The organism is Paenibacillus sp. GYB003 (assembly GCF_036577625.1).
Classification (GTDB): Bacteria; Bacillota; Bacilli; order Paenibacillales; family NBRC-103111; genus Paenibacillus_AB.
In genome coordinates, this window is record NZ_JARBDC010000034.1 from 82,910 (window position 1) to 102,341 (window position 19,432).

Genomic DNA, 19,432 nt, shown 5'->3' on the forward strand with positions numbered 1-19,432 from the left:
CGGCTAGGCGTGCCGGCTTCCGGATAGCGCAAGCTCGTTCCCCTCCGTTTCGCGTTCGACCCGCTCCCGGATCAAATAGCGGGGGCGTCCCTTTACTTCGTTGTAAATCGCCGCCACGTATTCGCCGATCGTGGAAAGCGAAATCATGACGGCGCTGCCGATGACGAGCAGCAGCAAGATGACCGTCGTAAAGCCGGTCACCGCGTCGCCCGTCCATTTCCGGAACAGCGTCTGCGCCCCGAGCGCGAACGCGCCGAGCAAAAACAGCAAGCCGACGACGCCGATCAACCGCAGCGGCACGGCCGAGTAGGCGATGATCGCGTTCAGGGCGAGCTTCGCCAGCGACAGGAAGCTCCACCGCGTCTTCCCGCCCGAGCGGGGCGGCACGTCGAATTCGACCTGCACGGTACGGAAGCCGAGCCATACGATCATTCCGCGGAAAAACGTCGTCCGCTCCGGGAGCCGCTTCCAGGCGTCGACCACCTTGCGGTCGAGCAGCTTGTAATCGGAGGCGCCCTCGAAGCGATGTCCGGTCAGCCGCGTCAGCGCGCCGTAAAACGCCTTCGCGCCGAGCCGCTTGGTCAGCGGCTCCGTACCGCGCACCCGTTTGATCCCTTCGACGATGTCGGCTTTGGCGTCCGTCCGCCACAGGTGCACCATCATCGCGATCAGCTCGGGAGGATGCTGCAGGTCGGCGTCCATCACGATGACGGCGGCGCCCCGCGCCTCTTCGAGCCCCGCGCACAGCGCCGTCTCCTTGCCGAAGTTGCGGCTGAGCCGGATCCCTCTCACACCCCGCATCCGCATGGCGCACTGCTGCAGGACGTCCCACGTGGAGTCGGAGGAGCCGTCGTCGACGACGATGATTTCGTACCGCGAACTGGCGCGTCCGGCATGGAAGCCGACCGCCTCCAGCGTGCGCTCGAGCTGATGTTGTTCGTTGTAGGCCGGTATAACGACGGACAGCTCCGGGACGTACCGCTGATCAACCATCGCCGACTCCTCCTTTCTTATGCAGGCCGTACCCCGTCGGCCCGGTGACTTTGTACAGCCTCCATCTGTTGTCGCCGAATTCCCGATAAAGCTCGCACCATTCCGCCCCGTTCGCGTACAAGTTCGGATACGTTACGTTAATGGCGCTGCCGTCGGACTCCTTCGTCGGCCGTGGCAGCAAAATATAGTCGATTCCGTAGGCGTGAGGATCGCTCATCGCCTTGCGGAATATCCGATCGCTCGTTATGACATACCGTTCCGGGCGACCGGACTTCAAAATAATGCGATAGGCCGAATACGAATCCATCATGATGACGGCATCCGGCAAATTCTCGTTGAAATAATCGGCTATCGATTGCTCGATGCGCTGTTCCTCAAGATGGCCGCTCGTCGTAATATACGCATGTTCGTCCGGCGCAATTTCCGGCTTCGACATCGCGTAGGTGAGCAGCACGGCGCTGCCGACCAGCGAGGCAAGCAACAGCAAGCGTCCCGCCTTCTTCCATTTCCGAATTTGGCCCATCTCGTACGGGAGCCAGGCGACCGTAATCGGGAAGCCATACATGAAATAGCGGAACCATGCGAACGAAGTGCCTTTCAGCAGCATCAGCAGTTGTAGCGCCGGAATCGAAACGAACAGCAAGACGAGAACGATGAAATCCCAGCGAAGCAGGCGACCGCCCAACATCCGAAGCAGGGCGATGGCGCCAAGAGGAACGGCGTAATACGCCGTCTTTTCCAGCACTTTCAGCAGCGCCAGCTTCGGGGAGCCGACCATGCTCGTAAATTCCGAATCCATGGCCAATATGCCGGCTTGCGCCACATTCGAATATTCCGAATTCAAAAAATACAGCGGGTTGCCCATAATCAAATAATTCCACAAAATCCACAGCAGGCCGGAATAAACGACCGGCGACAGCAGCAAAACGAGCGTTCCTTCCCCGCGAAACGATTGGTACTTCCAGCGTCTTTGCTCCAGCGGCTTCTCCGCCATCCGGCGATGGACGAGCAGCGTCGCCGTCAGCGTTCCGACGCATAGCGCCGCGCCAAACGGAACCGCTTCGTAGCGCGTCCAAAATGCGAGCGCCAGCGTGAAGGAAGCCGTTACGAGACCGAACGGCTTCTCGTCGCGAAACCAGCGCACAAACGCCATGACCGTCCACATGATGAAAAAATTAAAAGCCGCGTCGCTGAGGCCGTTCGAGCCGAACAAGAAAATAAACGGATTGAGACAGTACGCGAGCGCCAGGGAAACGCCGACAAAAACGCCGTGTCCATAACGGAGCGCTTCCGCCGCAAGCAGGCTGGCGGTGGCGGCCGCAAACAGCGAGCTCATCGCCACTCCCGCCAAGCCGAATGTCGCGACGGATGGCAGCACCGGATACGCCAGCAAAAAGAGCATGTCGACCAGGCTCGGCAGCGGATTCCATACGAAGCCGATCGCGGCCAGGTGGGGATCGCGGCTGTATAACACGTAAAATGCGTTGGCGACGCGGCTCATCGCGTCCGAATGCGTATAATTGAGCGTATAGGCGTAATAAAACCCGAGCGCGAACTCCGCGGCGAAAACAAACAGAAACAACAAGGTCAGCAGAAGCGGGCGCTTGCTTGCGGCGGAAAGCGAACGGATGCCGGTCATCCGCTCCTCGCCGACCGCCGCCGTCGTCGATGCGGACATGTCACATGCCACCTCCCGCCGCCTTCGTCGTGTCCGGCCCGGCAGGTCCCGTCGTCAGCCCGTGAACCGTCTTTTCCCAATAGAACGGCTTCGTCACGAGCTGCCATGCCGCCTTGAACGCGGCGATGCTCATGAGCGCCCAGTAGATCGGCGTCAGAAGCGCGTATTTGACCAAGCCGTACGAGAAATCGTACTGCCGCCGAAGCTCCAGCTCCCGGACGACCCAATAAACGCCCGCAATGTTGGTGAACACGAACAAAAAGTTGCCGAGCAAAAATTCCAGCGCCGAAAAGTAGTAAATGATTCCCGGAAAAAACTGCGGAATGACGTCCAGCTTCCAGCCGTACCACAGCACGAGCATCAGCCAATAAATCGGATTGAGCAGCGGCAGCATCGGCGTCGCCAGCACCATCACCTGAAAGCCGAGAAACCCTTTCGTGCCGAGCTCGCGCCACAGCCGCAGCGGATTGCGCATATGGACGAGCCAGGTTTGCATATACCCTTTGATCCAGCGCGACCGCTGGCGAATCCAGTTGCCCGTCCGGCTGTTCGCCTCCTCCCACGTGCGGGAATCGACGATCGCCGTCGTATAGCCGGATTTATAGAGGCGGATGCCAAGATCGGCGTCCTCGGTCACATTGTACGGATCCCAGGCGTTCACTTCCTTGAGGACGGACATTTTGAAATGGTTCGACGTGCCGCCGAGCGGGATCGGAATGTCGAGCTGCATGACGCCGGGCAGCAGCAGTTCGAACCACATGCTGTATTCCTGCGTAAACCAGCGCGTCAGCATGTTTTGCCCGCTGTTGAAATAGTTCAGCTTCGCTTGAATGCAGGAACAATGATCCGGGCTGCGCAGGAAAGCGGCATGCACCTTTTTGAGCTGATCCGGATCGGGCCGGTCTTCCGCGTCGAAAATGACGACATATTCGCCCCGCGCCCGAATGAGCCCGTAATTGCACGCCTTCGGCTTCGTCTTCGGCAAGCTGTCCGGCACGACGATCGTCGTATAATACGGCGGCAGCTTCATCTCCTCGAGCATGCGCTGCGCCTCGATATCGTCCTCCTCGATCAGCAGCCGGACGTCCAGCTTCGCCTTCGGATAGTCGAGCTTCTCGATGTTGTCGAGCAGCTGGGGGATGACTTCGCTCTCCTTGTACATCGGTACCAGAATCGTATACACCGGCAGCGTCCGCTCGTCGATCAGCTCGATTTCCTCCGGCGTTATGCAGATTTGCGCGTTCTCTCTCGTGCCGTACAAAATGATCATGAACTTGAACAGCGTCATGGCGAAATAAAACAGCTGGACGACAATGTTCAGCACGATCAGCGTCCGCAGCGCGTTCAAGCCGATGCAGACGAGCAGCGCCGCCCCGAAAACGGCGAGAAGCGCCAGCTGCGGCTTCGTGAACGTAACGTGGGCGGAATTTTGCGGCTGCTCCTGCACGAGCTTGCGCGTGCTTTCGACGAGCAGCTCGGACTTGTAGATTTCTTTCCAGAAATATTCCAATTCCTCGCGCGTGGCGAGCACTTGCTCGACCGGCATGCCGACTTGCGTCTCGATATCCAGCAGCTGCGGCTCCTGCAGCGGCGCCCCGACGGCGACGAGACATCGGGTCTTGTCCTGGTGCACGACGACCGCATTGTACCGTCGCGCCGTTTCCTCCGGAAGCTTCGCCGCGTTCCCGAACGAAAACTCCGTGCCGATCCGGCCCAGATTGTTTTGCGTCGCGACGAACCGGTACAGCTTATCCGGCTCGATCATCCGCAGCGACATGAGAATGTCGCCCAGCATGCCGCCGCTGCGGCGCTGGAAGGCGAGCGCTTCGTCCAGCTGCTCCTTCGTGATCGCGCCGCTTTCGACGAGCATTTCGCCGAGCCTGCCTTTATGCGCCGGCAAATCGGACGCGGCTTCGATCTGCTCCTTCGTGACGGCGTTCATCTCCAAAAGCCGGTCGCCCAACCGGCCGCCGATCCGCCTTTGCCGATCCATCGCTTCGTTCAGTTGCCGGACGGTTATGAGTCCGGCCGCCACCAGCCGATCGCCGAGACGAAGCCCGTTCCCTTCGCCGCCCGTCGTATCGTCGTCGGCCGGCCGGAACCCTTCGCTGTCCATCATGTCCAGCTTCAAGGCGATCAGCCGGTCGATCGCTTCGTTCCGGCTCGCCGCCTCCGCCTTCAGCCACTGCAGCTTCCGTTCCAGCTCCCTCAGCTCGCGGTCCTGCTCGCGCTTCTCTTGCTCCACCTGCTCCTCGAACGTTTCCAGCCAATGCTCGATTTCTGCGATGTCCCGGTCCGTTTCGGGTCTGCGGAGCCCGAACCAGCTTATACCGAGCTTCGGTTTCGTCTGATCCATTGCTTCAGGTTCGCTTCCATCGTTTCCAGCTCGGCCAGCTCGCGCTCGGCTTCCGCGATTTGCCTCAGCAGCCCCGCTTGCTTCGACAAAAACGTCTCTCTCTGGCCGCGCTGTTTTCGTTCGAGAAATTCCGCTTTGCTCTCCAGCCGCTCCATATACCGCTTCACCTTACGCGGATCGTACCCGAAAAGCGCATGTTCGCTCACCCGCGGTTCCTCCTTCATCGTGCTGTTCATGCTGTCGTGCCGCTTCCGTCGCTCGCGCCGTTCCCGGCCGCCGAATCGGCCCGCTCCCCGCGGCTTGCTCCGATCTCGATCAATTCCAGCCGCTCCAAAGCGAGCAGCTCCGCCGAGTCTCCTTCGTCGAGCAGGACCGTGCGTCCCGCTCGCGGATAAGCGGCCCTTCCGTTCTTCGTCAGCTTGCCCGTTCCTTTTACGATCGTCCAGGACGCCGCGCAGCCGGCGCTTTTCGCCCTGGGATGAATAAGCGAGGCGCCCGGCTCCAGCCGAATTTTCCGCGTCTCGACCCAGCCTCCGTCCTCCTGCGGCTGACGGTCGAGCAGCCGCTCGCTCCTTCCTTCGGCCGGCGAGGATCGCTCTTCGCCCGTCGGCAGCAGCCGGAGCGCGTCCTTCAGCGCGGAGCTCTTCCGTTTGTCGGCGACGAGAATGCCGTCCCCGCCGACCGCAACGACGATGTCCGTCAAACCGACGGCGACGACGGGCGTATCCGTCACGTTGACGACGTGCGTATTCCGGCAATCGTCCGTCATCACGCCGCTCCCGAGCATGGGCGCGCGGATCGACTCGGTAAGCGAGCACCACGTCCCCAAATCTTTCCACGGACCGTCGTAGACGACGGCGGCGATGCGGCTCTCCTTCTCGACGACCGCGTAATCGAAGCTTTGCGCGGCCATGTCCGGAAAGACCGCAAGCAGCCCTTCGTACGTTTCCGGCAGCCCCCGCCGCTTCGCCAAATCCCGCAAATAGTCCGCGCGAAAGCAAAATACGCCGCCGTTCCAAAGCGCGCCCTGCCCGATCAGCTCGGCTGCCTCCGGCTTCGGCGGCTTCTCGCGGAACCGGAGGACGGACACCGGCTCCCCCGCCGACCGGACCGTCCGGTCCGGAACGATGTATCCGTACTTGTCCGACGGATAGCCCGGCTTGATGCCGAGCAGCGCCAGTTGGGCCCCGCTTCGTTCCAGCGCTTCCGGCAGCCGAAAAACGGCGTCGTAAAAGGCGTCGTCGGCCAGGCTGTCGACCGGCAGGACGAGCACGGGCTCGTCCCCGCCGCAGCCCCGGCGCGCGCGCAGGTAGTAGGCGGAAAGCAGGACGGCCGGAAACGTATCGCGCTTCGCGGGCTCGATCACGAGATCGATCCCGTCTCCGAGCTGGGCGACGATCGCCTCGCGCTGTCCCGCGGCCGCGGCGATCACGGCCTCGCGCTCCAGGCCGCTCCGCTTCAAGCGTTCCCAAATCCGCTGCAGCATCGACGCGGGCCGTCCCGCGTCGTCGGCGAGCAGCTTCAGCAGCTGCTTCGGATGCTTCTCCCCCGATAGCGGCCAAAGGCGCATGCCGGCCCCTCCGGAAAGCAGTATGATTTTCATAAACCGATCATCCTTCTTTCCTTCATTTTCCGACAAAATGCGCCATCATTTTTTAAGCTTTTCCGCCGCCCGCGGCGATCCCCGAAAGCCCGCAGCCCGTCCGAAATCATCGTATCTACACCTATCATAGCATAGTGAAAATACGTATAGTGATGGTGTTTGTTTCAAATTTTCATCAATATTCGTTAAAATCCCGGCTCCGACCAATGGATCATTTTTCCGAGCTTTCGACACCGCATTCATTCGACACGATTCAACAAAAAAAGAAGCCTCAACGAGAGGCTTCCAGACGTGCGGGTTCCATGATCCTCGTCCCGCGAACGGCATCGGCCGTTCCGGATTCATTCGCCGAACGGCAGCGATTCGTAGTGGGCGCTCGTGCCGAACGACCCGCCGCCCGCCGCATAAAACGAGTCGTCCAAATGAAAGACGCCGTTGTCGGGACGTATCCACGACGCATCGGGAGTCGGATGATAGCCGATCATCGCCGGCCAGTTGGCGTAATTTTGCTGCCCGTTCGACTCGATCAAGCCGACCTTCAGCCCAGGGACCGGCGCAAGCCGGGCCGCCACGTTTTTATTCCAGTCGACCATCCACGGATTGACCGTCAAATCGGCGCAAAAGCAAGGGACGCCGCGCTCCTTCGCCGCCTTCGCCACCGCCAGCGCGACGCTCATCGTCTTCGCGATCGGCTTGAGCGTAATCGCGCCGTACCCGAGGTCGATGCGCTCCCGCGCATCGCGCTCGTGGTGAACGCTTTCGTCGGCCGCCACCCGCACCGGAATGCGGTCGACCGCCGTTTTGTTTTCCTCGGGAAACGGCTCCTCCAGCAAAATCGTCCGCTCCAGCGCGCCGATGCGGTCCGCATGATCGAGCAGCCGCTGCACCCGCTCCGCCGTGTCGTACCGGCCGTTGCAATCGAGATAATAGACGACCCGGCCGCTGTCCGTATACGGCGTCGTCCGGTCTTTCGCCAGCAGGTGAACGAGCTCGATCTGCCGCTTGTCCCATTCCAGCATTTTGTCCAAGCTGCCGTCCTTGTCCGGGTCGGAGCCGAGCTTCAGCTTCAGAACGAAAAAGCCGTCATCCAGCATGCGGGTGATGTCCGCTTCGGCATGGCCGTACGAAACGACCGGCGTGCAGGCGAGCACCCGGTGACGTTCGGGAAGCGCGGCCTTGAACCGCTCGGGCACCATATCGTCGAACGTCTCGCCCCCGGCGTGCTTCGCGTACAGCAGCCATGCGGCATGATCGATCGGAACGAGCGCGTTCAGCGCGAACGTCTCGCGCAGATCGGTTCTCGCCGTCACTTCGCGCCCGTACGCCATAACCGGCGCCACGAGCCGCTCCAGCAGCTCGGTCGGCTCCTTCCACGCCTCCCCCCGGACGAGCTGCAGCGCCCGCTTCGTCAATGCCAGCATCGCCTCGTTGCCGCCCGCTTCGGAAGTAGCGAAAAAGACGCGCGGATCGGACCACAGCACGCTCTGCACCCCCAGTCCGACGGCCGAACGGCCTTCCTCGCTGTACAGCTTCGCCGCCGTTTGCCACAGCTCGCTCAAATAGCCGCCCTTGAATCCGAACGGCGTCGCGAGCGGTTCCTTCTCTACGGCGTATAGCGCCTTCTCGATCCGAATCATGTATCGGTCCACTCCGTTCTTGTCTTTAGTTGGAATAGACCATATTGTACTACACGTCGGAAAAAATGGGCATAAAAAAATCGCCGGAAACCGATATTCCGGCGACGTTTCGGCAAGCGCTGCGCAGGCGATCGTTACCTTACCCGGCGGTAGGGCCGCGTATAGCCGCCGTCCCGCTGCGCCAAAGCCCCCAAAAGGAGCGAGATGGCGGTAACGATGTGCATGATCATTCCGACGACCGGGATGACCCCGAGGAGCGACGTGACGATCCCGATCATGCTGCCGAGCCTTCCCGCGTTTTCCTTGTGGCAGATGAGCAGCGTAACGATATGCAGAGCGAGCATGACCCATAGTGCGGTATAGCCCGTAGATAAGATAAACGCGCCTCCGAGTACGGGAATGCCGAGAAACGCTTCCATGCCGCCCGTAACGAATTTCATCAATCTCGATAAACTCATGTTCGATTCCTCCCGGTCTTTTCGCCGATCGCTCGGCTTTCGCGAAGCATCTTCCGTATATGATCTTATTGTAGCACCGGGGAAACGAAGCGGCATCGGACTCGAGGCAATGGGGGCTCCCCGTCCGCGGTCGGGCTGCGAAGCACGACCTGCCGTCGGAACGGCGGTTATTGCGGAAACCGGAGCGGTTTGTTAAAATAGGAACAAACGTTCCCTATCGAATCCGACAAGGAGGTTCCACGCCCATGAAACGTCATGTCACCTACGAACCGCTGTCCGTCAAGACGATGCTGGGCGCGGTCAAAGCTCCTTCGATGCCGTTCGAATGGTCGATCAATCCGTATCGCGGGTGCCAGCACGGCTGCGCCTTCTGCTATGCCCGCGCCACTCATTCGTATTTGGGCGTCGAAGCCGACGATACGTTCCAAAACCGCATTTTTATAAAAACGGAAGGCCACGAAGCGCTGCGGGCGCAGCTGGAGAAAAAAGCGCGCTCCCGCAAAGGGATCCGCTCGATCGGCCGCATCGCCATCGGAACGGCGACCGACCCTTACCAGCAAATCGAGGCGAACGCCAAGCTGACCCGCGCCTGCCTGGAAGTGTTGGCCGATTACCCGATTCCGGTATCGATCACGACGCGATCCCCGCTTATCGTTCGCGATCTCGATTTGCTGCGGCGCATGCCCTCCGTTTCCGTCAACATGAGCGTCGGCACGCTGCGAACGGACGTCTGGCGCAATTTCGAGCCGTCGACTCCTTCTCCGGCCAAGCGGCTTGAAACGGTGCGCCGTCTCGGCGAAGAAGGCATCGCGACCAACGTGTTTATGGCGCCGATCCTGCCGCATCTATCGGATCGCCCGGACGATTTGGACGCCTTGATCGAGGCCGTGGCAAGCAGCGCGCCGCGCAGCGTGATGCATTCGATGCTTCGCCTCAGCACGCGCGAGGTCAAAGTATGGTTTTTCCGCACGCTGCATGAGCATTACCCGCATCTGACGGAAACGTATGCCGCCATGTATAACGGTACCGCTTACGCCCCCGAGCCGTACCGCGCGCAGGTGAAGCAGACGATCCGGCTCCTGCTGGAGCGCCACGGACTCGGCTTCGCGGAACCGTTCAACCGCCCTCCTCTCGCGGAGGCCGCGGCCGAGCCCGAGCAGCCGTCCGCGCCCGCGGTTCAGCAGCTGTATTTATTTTGATGCGCAAACGTCAAGCAGACGCCCGATGAACAAAGAAAAGCCGCCGCCTTCCGGAGGCAGCCGGCTCTTCCTTGCCGCATGTCGAACGGAGCGGACGGCATGCGGTTTTCGTTTATGCTAAACGGCTCTCTCTTGAAAAACCAAACGATGCAGCACCGCCTCGCAAATTGCCACGACAACGGAAATGACGAGTATTTCTCCGACCGACAGGCCCCAACTGTACACCATCTCGATCAGGTACAAATACAAAAACGTCAAAATCCCGTCCGCTATGGTCGCGACCGTATTATTGGTATTGCGGAGAATGAGCTGGTCGCCGACAAAATAAGCGATAATCGTGAGAATGGTAGCGGCTAACGCTGCCGGCCAAAACGTAACATTGGCAAAATACAGAAGCAAAAGCGTGACCACGATCCCGTTCAAAACCCACTTGATTACAAAATTGACGAGCGTTCGGTTTTCCATGGGTTCAGCTCCCAACCTAGTGTGAAATAGTATTCGTCGAGCGGTACTATAAACTTTCCCCAATGAAATGCGATTTATGAATGGAAATGAAGCCCAGCCGCGACCCGATGGCGAAAATATACCTTTCTCCCTTGTCTATTAATCCAAGCCATAGTTACCCAGCTTCATATGATGAGAGTGTAGTCCAAGGTTGCGATAAAGGAGCTGGGAACAATGGCTGTCAGTCCTCTTTGCCGTCGATTTGCGAACATACTCGGCGCTAGAGCGCAAATCATCAACGGCGTTTGCACGGCCTCGAGAGTCCGGAATAACATTAGACCCGTTATTTTGGGCAAACGAAGCCGGTCGTTTCTCGCGATCCCCCAGGCGTTTTCATTCGAAAGCATCGGTAGGGACGGGCGCGCGCTGTGCCTTGGAGAGACCGTTATTTTGACGGCCGAAATCAATCCTTTCATTTCCCGCTTAAGAAGACACAATATCAAAGTTACCGCCCTGCACAATCACTGGCTCTTCGACAAACCGAATCTCTGGTATATCCATTTTGAAAAGAAAGAAAGACCGCTCGTTTTCGCCAGAGAAGTTCGCGACGCTTTAAACGTTTTGACGACCCGGATCGTTCGGCCGTAATCCGAAATTTGTGCAATTGCGAAAAATCCCCGTCCAATCGGACGGGGACTTTGTCGTTCCAAATTAAAAACGCACCCCCTCGATCTCGAGAAAGCGCGTTGTTACCGGGTTAGGGTGATGCTGATGAAGGGATTCGAACCCCCGACCTACGCATTACGAATGCGTTGCTCTACCAGCTGAGCTACATCAGCGTGCTTGTTTGGTTCGCACTTAATATATAATACTCATTTTTCGCTAAATGTCAACACGTTATCGTCATTTTTTTTGATCGGCTTCGACAAGGCGGTATGGCAAGTTTCGGAGTCGTATTGGCTAGCGGTCCGATATCGTTTATGATAACGGTATATCGAAACGCTTTCACCGGTGATCGGCGGGATACGGCGTAAACGGCAAAAGGGCTGGTGAACGACATGTTCGGACAACATATCCCATTATTGGGCAAACTTCCGTTTCAGCGGAAGCTGCTGATCACCTCGATCGTGCTCAGCGTGCTGCCCGTGCTGCTGCTCGGCAGCGCCGCCTCGTACGTCGCCTCGTCCAGCATTCAGGACGAGGTCAACGCGAAGCATGAAGCGACGCTTCGCCAAATCGAGCTGCAGGTCGACTCGCTGCTGAAGCGTCTCGACTACATGTCGATCCAGATCGCGGGGGACGTAACGATCGAGAAGTCGGTCCGTCTCGGCATTTCGATGGACGACCGCGAGAAGCTGGAAACGACGCTCGATATGGTCAACACGCTTCGCAAATACCGCACCGTGTCGGATTTGCCGTTTAACGTGCATTTGGTCTACGGCCGGTTCGACACCGTTTACTCCACCTTGTACGGAATGCTGTCGAAAAACGATTTCCCGTATTACGAGGCGCTCCGGCAATATGAGCCGAAATTTACCGGCTCCTTGTTTTTGCCGTCGAATACGTATCCGAATCAGAGCGATTTTTTGATCGTGCGGCCGATCGGCAGCTCGTCGACCGTGGACGGCGTTCTGTTTCTGGAAGCCGATCCGACGCGGCTGTACGAGCTGCTGCAATCGGTGCAGATGGGCGGGGACAGTCAGTTGCTCGTCGTAAACGATTCCGGCCGAATCGTGCTGAGCCGGCAGCCGCAAGAAATCGGCACGACGCTCCCCGCCCCGTTCGCCAAACGGCTGGCGCAGACGTCGCCCGCATCGCCGAACGACGCGGTCGCGTACGGCGACGAACAATATCATGTATCCGTTCACCGGTCCGGCTATAACGACTGGACGTACGTCATCATTGCGCCGCAGGGCGAATTGACGGCGAAAGCGAGCCTGATCAAAAAAGTCACTTGGCTGATCGCCGGCTGCCTCGCGCTGCTGTGGGGGTTGATCGCCCTGCTCGCTTCGAAACGGCTGTATACCCCGATCCGGACGCTGCTCCTGAAGCTGCCGAGCCGGGCGAAGCCGTCCCAGGACGGGTTGCAGCAGCTCGACGCCTTCATGCAGCAGGTGATCGACACGAACCGGCGGCTGGACAGCGAGCTTCGGGAGCAGGCGCCGCAGCTGCGGGAAAATATGCTGATCAAGCTGCTGCAGGGCGAATGGAACGAATCCGAATTCGCGCTCAAGGCCAAGCAGTACGAGTTGCCGCTGCAGCAAAAATCGAGCTTCGTCGTCTGCCTGTTCGAAGTGGACGCGTTCGCGGAATTCCGCGCCAGCTACGTGGGCAAAGACCGGTCGCTCATGATGTACGCCTTGACGAAGCTGATCGCGGAAGCGGCCGCGGGTCCGTTCGCCTCGGTAACGGTGTCGCCTTCGGTCGGGCAGGTCGCGCTGATCGTCGGCGCGGAGCAGCCGGACGACGCGTTTGCCGGCCAAGTCGAGCAGCTGTCCGGACGGATTCGCCGTCAAGCGAAGGAGCTGTTCCGGTTTTCGCTGACCGCCGGCGTCAGCCGCGCCCGGCCGAAATACCGCGGCATTCACGAGAGCTACATGGAGGCGGCCGAACTGCTCAGCTTCCGCCATTTGCTCGGGAGCGACTTGACGATCGGCCATCGGGCGATCGAGTCGATGGATACGCTCAAGCTGTCGGCGCGCAATTTGATCAAACGGCAGAAGACGATCGTCAAAATGATCGCCGAAGGCGACATGGGCGGCGTCAATGCCGAATTCGACGAGATGATCCGCGACATTCCGCACCATTTGACCGGGTTCAAGCCGGTGACGGGCATTTTCACCAATTTGATCGCGGAAATCGACCACCTGCTGGAACAGCTCGGCTTCGAGCTGCAGTCGATGTTTGCGTACAATGTGTACGCCCGCGTGAACGAGCTGGAGTCGCTCGAAAAGATGCGGGATTGGTTCAAGCATCAATTTTTTCCGGCGTTCGCAAAGCATTACGAAACATTGACCGTTCCGAACCAAACGAAAATCGTGCAGCAGGTCGTCGATTACATTATGAACGGCACCGAAGGCGATCTGTCGCTGCAGGAAGCGGCTTCCCGGTTCGGACTGTCGCCGTCCCAGCTGAGCCGGATGTTCAAGGAAGAGATGAACGTCAACTTTTTGGACTACTGCATCGAGGTGCGCATGTCGCGGGCGAAGGAATGGCTCGCCCATTCCGATATGCCGATCAAGCAAATCGCCGACCGTCTGCGGTATACGACGGCGCAAAACTTTTCCCGGGCGTTCAAGCAAACGACGGGAATGTCGCCGGGCCAATACCGGGATTCCGTTCGCCGGCACACCGACGGATTCGCTTAACGCGAATTCGAGATAAGGAATGCGACCGCGGCCTTCGCCTTTTCGGCGAAGGCTTTTTTGCCGTACGGCGCCCCGGATGCGGACAAGTCTCATCTTTTGCAGGGCGTATCATCTTTTGCCCGGCGTCTCGAAAAAAGTGATCGTTTACAGGCTGACTCCGTCTCGCCTATGATGGCGGCAATCGATTCGAGACGATGACCGGTTATACCGGAAAGGGGGTTCACGCAAATTGAGAACGATTGCAAACCAACAACGGCCCGCATCCCGCGTCCCCGGACCGAAAGGCGGCCTATGGGCCGGCTTGGGGAGAAAGCTGTGGAAAAGCAGAGTCATGTATTTGTTCGCCTTGCCGGGCACCCTTTACTTCATTTTGTACAAATACGTGCCGCTGCTCGGCTCGGTGATCGCCTTTCAGGATTACAGCCCGTTTCAAGGCTTTTTGCACAGCGATTGGGTCGGCCTCAAGCATTTCCGGAGCATCTTCGACAACGCCGAAGTCGTGCAGGTGCTCATCAATACGCTGACGCTGTCGTTTTTGCAGATCGCCTTCGCTTTTCCCGTTCCGATCGTACTCGCGCTCATGCTGAACGAGGTTCGGCACGAATGGTTCAAACGGGTCATTCAGTCGCTCGTCTATTTGCCGCACTTTTTATCGTGGGTCGTCGTGATCGGGCTCGTTACCATCTTCCTGCGCAGCGACGGGGTGATCAACAGCTTGACGGGGTATCTGTTCGGGGCCGAGCCGATTTTGTATTTGCAGCAGCCGTACTTGTTCAAGCCGCTGATCGTCCTGGAGGTCATCTGGAAAGAATCGGGCTGGGGCACGATCGTCTTCCTGGCCGCGCTGGCCGGCGTCAATCCCGAGCTGTACGAAGCGGCGATCGTCGACGGAGCGAACCGGTGGCGGCGCATCTGGAACATTACGCTTCCGTCCATCCGCGGCACGATCGTCATTTTGCTCATTTTGCGGCTCGGCACCGTTCTCGACAACGGATTCGAACAAATATTCCTGATGCTTAATCCGTACGTCAAGCAGGTCGGCGAAGTGCTCGATACGTACGTGTACTACAAAGGCGTCCTGCAATCGGACTTCAGCTTCGCGACCGCGGTCGGGCTGTTCAAGTCGGTCGTCGGACTCGTGCTGGTCGTGGCGGCCAACAAGCTGGCCAAACGGTTCGGCGAAGACGGAATCTACTAGGCATACCCCCAAAAAGCGAAGCGTCATACCAAGAAAAGGAGGTGCGCATGCGGCATGGAGCACCGCACATGGCTCGGCCGGGCGGCCGATTGGCTGAACGTCGCCATACTCGCCCTGATCGCGGCGGCGATGGTCGTCCCGTTTCTGTACATTTTCTCCGTTTCGTTTTCGTCGATGGAGGAATTTTTGCGCAAGGACTTCATTTTCTGGCCCGAGCATTGGGTGACGGACGCGTACCGGTACATTTTATCGAACGACAAGTTCGTCAAATCGATTTTCGTGACGATTTTGATTACGGCGCTCGGCACGGCGCTCAATCTGGCGTTTACGTCCACGATGGCTTACGCGCTGTCGAAGCCGTTTTTCGGGCAAAAGCCGCTGCTGTTCATGGTGCTGTTCACGTTTCTGTTCAGCGCCGGCATTATTCCGACGTACTTGATCGTCAAGGAAACGTTCCTGCTCAATACGATCTGGGCGTTGATCATTCCGGTGCTGATCAGCCCGTGGAATTTGATCGTGTTTACGCAGTTTTTCAAAAGCATCCCGGAGGAGCTGAACGAAGCCGCCTTGATCGACGGCGCCGGACCGTTCACCGTATTCGCCCGCATCGTGCTGCCGCTGTCGAAGCCGGCACTCGCCACGTTCGGCCTGTTTTACGCCGTCATGCATTGGAACTCGTACTTTACCGGCATGCTGTATATAAGCAATCCGAACTTATGGCCGATTCAGCTGCTGCTCCGGCAAATCGTCGTCGTCAACGACACGTCGTCGCTCCAGGCCGACCAGCTCGCCAACATCCAGCCTCCGCCCGCGGAGACGACGCAGATGGCCGCCATTTTGCTGGCGACGGTGCCGATTTTGATCGTCTACCCGTTTCTGCAAAAGCACTTCGCCAAGGGGGTGATGATCGGTTCGGTCAAAGGGTAAGCGAACCGTACCGTAAGACGAGATTGATCGAGGGGTTCCGTCTGTAAAAACAAAGCTCATCCATACCGGAGGTGTCCGCCATGAAAGGAAACACATTCGCCGGCCTCGTCGCCGTAGCCGTCCTGTCCGCCTCGCTCGCCGCCTGCTCCGGCGGCGGCCAAAACGCGGGAGAAACGCCGAAATCCGGCGACGCGAACGCGCCGAAGACGAACAAAACGTACGACATCAGCTTCCTCAACTTCGCTTATACGATTTTCCCCGATCCGAACGGAAAAGGCGTAGAGGCGATCAAGCAAAAATTCGGCGCCAACATCAAGTCCCAGTTCGTGCTGCAGTCCGACTATAAAGAGAAGCTGAACGTCATTATGGCGTCGGGCGACATGCCGGACGTCGTGGCGATCAAAGATTTGGACTCGAACTATTACAAGTGGGCGAGACAAGGCGCTTTCCTGCCGCTCGACGAATACATCGACCAGTACGCGACGCTCAAAGGCGTGCCGAAGACGATTTACGATCAATTCCGCGTCAACGGCAAAATTTACAGCATCCCGATGTACCAGCCGACGTATACGTTCTCCGGAACGATCCGCCAGGACTGGCTCGACAATCTCGGCCTGAAAATGCCGACGAACTACAAGGAGCTGCTGGACGTCGCCATCGCCTTCACGAAAAACGATCCGGACAAAAACGGCAAAAACGATACGTACGGCTTCGCCCTCGGGGAAAGCATCTCCCCTAACCATGCGATGGGAGCCTATTGGTCCGGCGCCTGGTATCATAAGGACAAGGACGGCAATTATATGCCGGGCTTGATCGGCCCGGGACGCAAAGAAGTGATCGAGACGCTTACCGCGGCCTACAAGGAAGGCGCCGTCACGAAAGATTTCGCCGTGCTCAACTGGGCGCAGACGAACAAAGAATTTTACTCCGGCAAAGCGGGCATTTTCATCGGCACGCCGAGCGGGATGGTCGAAGATTATTACACCGGCCTGCTGAAGGTCGATCCGAAAGCGAAGGTCGCGCCGATCCCGTTCTTCAAAGCTCCGGACGGCTCCCAGGGCAACTTGAAGGGCCGCGGCTTCTTCGGACTGACGACGCTTTCGGCCAAGCTGAAAAACGATCCGGACAAAGTGAAAAAGATTTTGGAAATACTCGATTACGGCCGCCAGTTCATCCCGCTCGACCAGCGCACGCCGCAAAACCAGCAGTTCGACTGGATCATGGGCGGAAACGGCGTCGGCTACGACATGGTGAACGGCAAGGCGGTGCCGAAAGCGGGCCAGGAATCGAATACGCCGATCCAATACATGCTGCAGCGCCACGAGTTTTGGAAGCCGTGGGCGCCGAGCGACGACGCCAACCAGTTTTCCAAGGCGTCTTACAATTCGCCGGAAATGCAGGCGTTTATCGCCACGATCGAGCAGATGGAGAAGACGTACAATAAAAACCCGTACGACGATCCGTCCTACCTCGTCTACTCGGAAACGCAGGCGTCCAAAGGGACGGAGCTGGACAAATATTTGATCGACGAGCAGACGAAAATGATTTCCGGCCAGCGTCCGATATCCGATTGGGACAAAATGATCGAGGAATGGAAATCCCGCGGCGGCGCCCAGCTGATGAAGGAAGTGAACGACGGCATCAAAGCCGCCAAAAACCAGTAACGTCCGCAGCCGCCGTCGGCGCCGCGCCGGTTCGAAAGGAGCCGCGCGGCGCCGCTTGCGTCGCAATGCAAACGTATGTTTCCTTTTTATGGCGGCAAATGGTATACTTGTTGTCAACACGCACTCGCGAAAGGGGATTTTCCGTCATGCAGCAGCCTATCGTCCGATGCGGCTGGGTGAACGACAGCCAGCTCTACATCGATTACCACGACCGGGAATGGGGCGTTCCCGTCCACGACGACAACGCCCTGTTCGAGCGGCTCGTTCTGGAAGGCGCCCAAGCGGGGTTGAGCTGGTATACCATTTTGCGCAAAAGGGAGCATTACCGCGAAGCGTTCGACCGGTTCGATCCGGCGAAGGTGGCCGCCTACGACGAGCGGAAAATCGAAGAGCTGATGGGGAATCCGGGAATCGTCCGCAACCGGCTGAAAATTCGGTCCGCCGTGCGCAACGCCGTGGCGGTTCTCGACGTGCAGCGGGAGTTCGGCTCCTTCGACGCTTATTTATGGTCGTTCGTCGGCGGCAGCCCGATCCGCAACAGCTGGAAGCAGCTCGCCGACGTGCCCGCCAAGACGCCGATTTCCGACGCGATGAGCAAAGATTTGAAGAAGCGCGGCTTCTCGTTCGTCGGCTCGACGATCTGCTACGCCTTGATGCAGGCGACGGGAATGGTGCAGGATCACGTCGTGACGTGCTTCCGCCATCGGGAGCTGGCCGAAGCGACGCAGGGGGCGATTGCCAATAATTGAGGGTTTTCTCGGTATGCGATTTGTGTTAGCCTTCTAAAAGTAGCCGAAACTTCGGTAAATGGAAACGGCTGGATAAGCAAGTCGGCCGCTTCCGCTCACAAAGTGCGGGGGATTTTTTTTACGGACAAGCCGTTTAACGACGCTTTCCGTTTCGGGGTGAATCGCGACTTTTCTCGCGTAGGGCTGTATCCTCAGTCCGAATCCGACAACTAACCTCGTAGGCGAACAAAAGGAGAGGAATCGCATATGCATTGGAGAAACACCTGGAAGCGAGCGCTGCTTACGGGCGGTTTTGCTTTGTTTTTCATCACCGGCTCGGCCGTTTCGGCAGTAGGACGGCCCGTTGATCCGATTCTTCTTCAGCCCTGGTCGCCGCTTGTCCTGCAAAGCGGCGATATGTCGACCAAGTCGAATCCCGACTTTTCCGATTTTCAAGCGCAGCTATTGCGCAGTCATTTCAATGCCGTACAATCGCTGATCGAAAGCGAAAAAGAGCCGACGTCGATCGCCGAGCACATGCTTGCCGCGGTTCCGACGATATACGAGGTGCAGCCGCTGACGGCGGCCGCGCCGGACGATCTGTTCGCGATCAAGCCTGTTGCGCTCGGACTCGCTCAGGCGCCCGCGGCGGACCCTCAGCCGTTGGCGGCGGCCCGGCAGCCTGCGGCAGCCGACGCGAAAGCGGCGGAGCCGAAGGCCGCTCCGAAAGTCGCGGCGTCCATGCCGAAAAAGGTAAGCAAAGCGGCGGAAGCGGCGCAAACGGCGAAAGCCGCCGAACCGAGAAATCTCGTTACGACGGTCACCGGCGCGACGATTACGCCGAAGAAAACGGTCAAGGCGGTGGCGTCCGCCTACACGGCCAGCGCCGAAGAAAACGGCGGCTACGCCGGCAAAGACTATTTCGGCAATTCGCTGCAGGTCGGCTCGATTGCCGTCGACCCCGACGTCATTCCGCTCGGCTCGACCGTTTACGTGACCGGCTACAGCTACGACGGTTTGCCCGCCGGCGGCATGATGGCCAAAGCGGTCGATATCGGCGGCGCCATCGACGGCAACCGGGTCGATATATTCGTGCCGGATTCGCGCGAGAAAGCGAAAAAGTTCGGCTTGCAAAACGTTACGCTGTATGTCGTCGACTGAGGTCGGCGGCTTTTTTTT

16 protein-coding genes, 1 tRNA gene and 1 riboswitch are annotated in these 19,432 nt (G+C 58.8%); of the genes, 8 read left to right on the plus strand and 9 right to left on the minus strand.

What is annotated here, in order from left to right; genetic code table 11:
- Positions 1-3 precede the first annotated feature (3 nt).
- The 7 genes from PV407_RS12700 to PV407_RS12730 form a co-directional block, all read right to left on the minus strand.
- Positions 4-993 carry a glycosyltransferase family 2 protein gene (locus tag PV407_RS12700; protein ID WP_332090299.1) on the minus strand — a complete coding sequence of 330 codons (990 nt, stop codon included), beginning with the start codon at positions 991-993 and terminating at the stop codon, positions 4-6.
- Positions 986-2,671, minus strand: coding sequence for a hypothetical protein (locus PV407_RS12705; RefSeq protein ID WP_332090300.1), 1,686 nt, complete (start codon positions 2,669-2,671; stop codon positions 986-988). Before PV407_RS12705 ends, PV407_RS12700 begins: the two co-directional genes overlap by 8 nt.
- 1 nt (position 2,672) lies before the next feature.
- Positions 2,673-5,027: a glycosyltransferase family 2 protein gene (locus PV407_RS12710; protein ID WP_332090301.1), complete on the minus strand. Its 2,355-nt coding sequence runs from the start codon at positions 5,025-5,027 to the stop codon at positions 2,673-2,675.
- Complete coding sequence (locus PV407_RS12715) at positions 4,997-5,233, minus strand: hypothetical protein (RefSeq protein WP_332090302.1); 237 nt, start codon at positions 5,231-5,233, stop codon at positions 4,997-4,999. Before PV407_RS12715 ends, PV407_RS12710 begins: the two co-directional genes overlap by 31 nt.
- Before the next feature lie 26 nt (positions 5,234-5,259).
- Positions 5,260-6,630, minus strand: a complete 1,371-nt coding sequence (locus PV407_RS12720; protein WP_332090303.1) for a sugar phosphate nucleotidyltransferase — start codon at positions 6,628-6,630, stop codon at positions 5,260-5,262.
- 341 nt (positions 6,631-6,971) lie between these two features.
- Positions 6,972-8,267: an enolase C-terminal domain-like protein gene (locus tag PV407_RS12725; protein ID WP_332090304.1), complete on the minus strand. Its 1,296-nt coding sequence runs from the start codon at positions 8,265-8,267 to the stop codon at positions 6,972-6,974.
- Positions 8,268-8,401: 134 nt separating this feature from the next.
- Positions 8,402-8,725: a hypothetical protein gene (locus tag PV407_RS12730; RefSeq protein WP_332090305.1), complete on the minus strand. Its 324-nt coding sequence runs from the start codon at positions 8,723-8,725 to the stop codon at positions 8,402-8,404.
- 245 nt (positions 8,726-8,970) lie between these two features.
- Between PV407_RS12730 and PV407_RS12735 the strand changes: the two genes are divergently transcribed.
- Complete coding sequence (locus tag PV407_RS12735; RefSeq protein ID WP_332090306.1) at positions 8,971-9,924, plus strand: SPL family radical SAM protein; 954 nt, start codon at positions 8,971-8,973, stop codon at positions 9,922-9,924.
- A gap of 117 nt (positions 9,925-10,041) precedes the next feature.
- Here PV407_RS12735 and PV407_RS12740 read toward each other — a convergent pair whose 3' ends face one another.
- Positions 10,042-10,389 (minus strand): DUF2512 family protein, encoded by a 348-nt coding sequence (locus PV407_RS12740; RefSeq protein ID WP_332090307.1) that lies wholly within the window; start codon positions 10,387-10,389, stop codon positions 10,042-10,044.
- A gap of 213 nt (positions 10,390-10,602) precedes the next feature.
- Here PV407_RS12740 and PV407_RS12745 point away from each other — a divergent pair, with 213 nt between their 5' ends.
- Positions 10,603-11,016, plus strand: coding sequence for a DUF1259 domain-containing protein (locus PV407_RS12745; protein ID WP_332090308.1), 414 nt, complete (start codon positions 10,603-10,605; stop codon positions 11,014-11,016).
- A 118-nt stretch (positions 11,017-11,134) separates the two neighbouring features.
- On the opposite strand, the gene PV407_RS12750 is transcribed toward PV407_RS12745, so the two are convergent.
- Positions 11,135-11,207 (minus strand) — tRNA-Thr (locus PV407_RS12750).
- Positions 11,208-11,426: 219 nt separating this feature from the next.
- On the opposite strand from PV407_RS12750, the gene PV407_RS12755 reads away from it, so the two are divergent.
- The 6 genes from PV407_RS12755 (at position 11,427) to PV407_RS12780 (ending at position 19,414) form a co-directional block, all read left to right on the plus strand.
- A complete protein-coding gene (locus PV407_RS12755; RefSeq protein WP_332090309.1) occupies positions 11,427-13,736 on the plus strand; it encodes a helix-turn-helix domain-containing protein in 2,310 nt (769 codons plus the stop codon).
- Between the two features lie 331 nt (positions 13,737-14,067).
- On the plus strand, positions 14,068-14,934 hold the full coding sequence (locus PV407_RS12760; RefSeq protein ID WP_332090332.1) for an ABC transporter permease: 867 nt from the start codon (positions 14,068-14,070) through the stop codon (positions 14,932-14,934).
- Between the two features lie 54 nt (positions 14,935-14,988).
- On the plus strand, positions 14,989-15,861 hold the full coding sequence (locus PV407_RS12765) for a carbohydrate ABC transporter permease (protein ID WP_332090310.1): 873 nt from the start codon (positions 14,989-14,991) through the stop codon (positions 15,859-15,861).
- 80 nt (positions 15,862-15,941) lie between these two features.
- Positions 15,942-17,525: an extracellular solute-binding protein gene (locus PV407_RS12770; RefSeq protein WP_332090311.1), complete on the plus strand. Its 1,584-nt coding sequence runs from the start codon at positions 15,942-15,944 to the stop codon at positions 17,523-17,525.
- A 146-nt stretch (positions 17,526-17,671) separates the two neighbouring features.
- Entirely contained in the window at positions 17,672-18,274 is a 603-nt protein-coding gene (locus PV407_RS12775; protein ID WP_332090312.1) for a DNA-3-methyladenine glycosylase I, read from the plus strand.
- 76 nt (positions 18,275-18,350) lie between these two features.
- Positions 18,351-18,513, plus strand: a riboswitch (cyclic di-AMP (ydaO/yuaA leader).
- Between the two features lie 7 nt (positions 18,514-18,520).
- Positions 18,521-19,414, plus strand: a complete 894-nt coding sequence (locus PV407_RS12780; protein WP_332090313.1) for a 3D domain-containing protein — start codon at positions 18,521-18,523, stop codon at positions 19,412-19,414.
- Positions 19,415-19,432 lie beyond the last annotated feature (18 nt).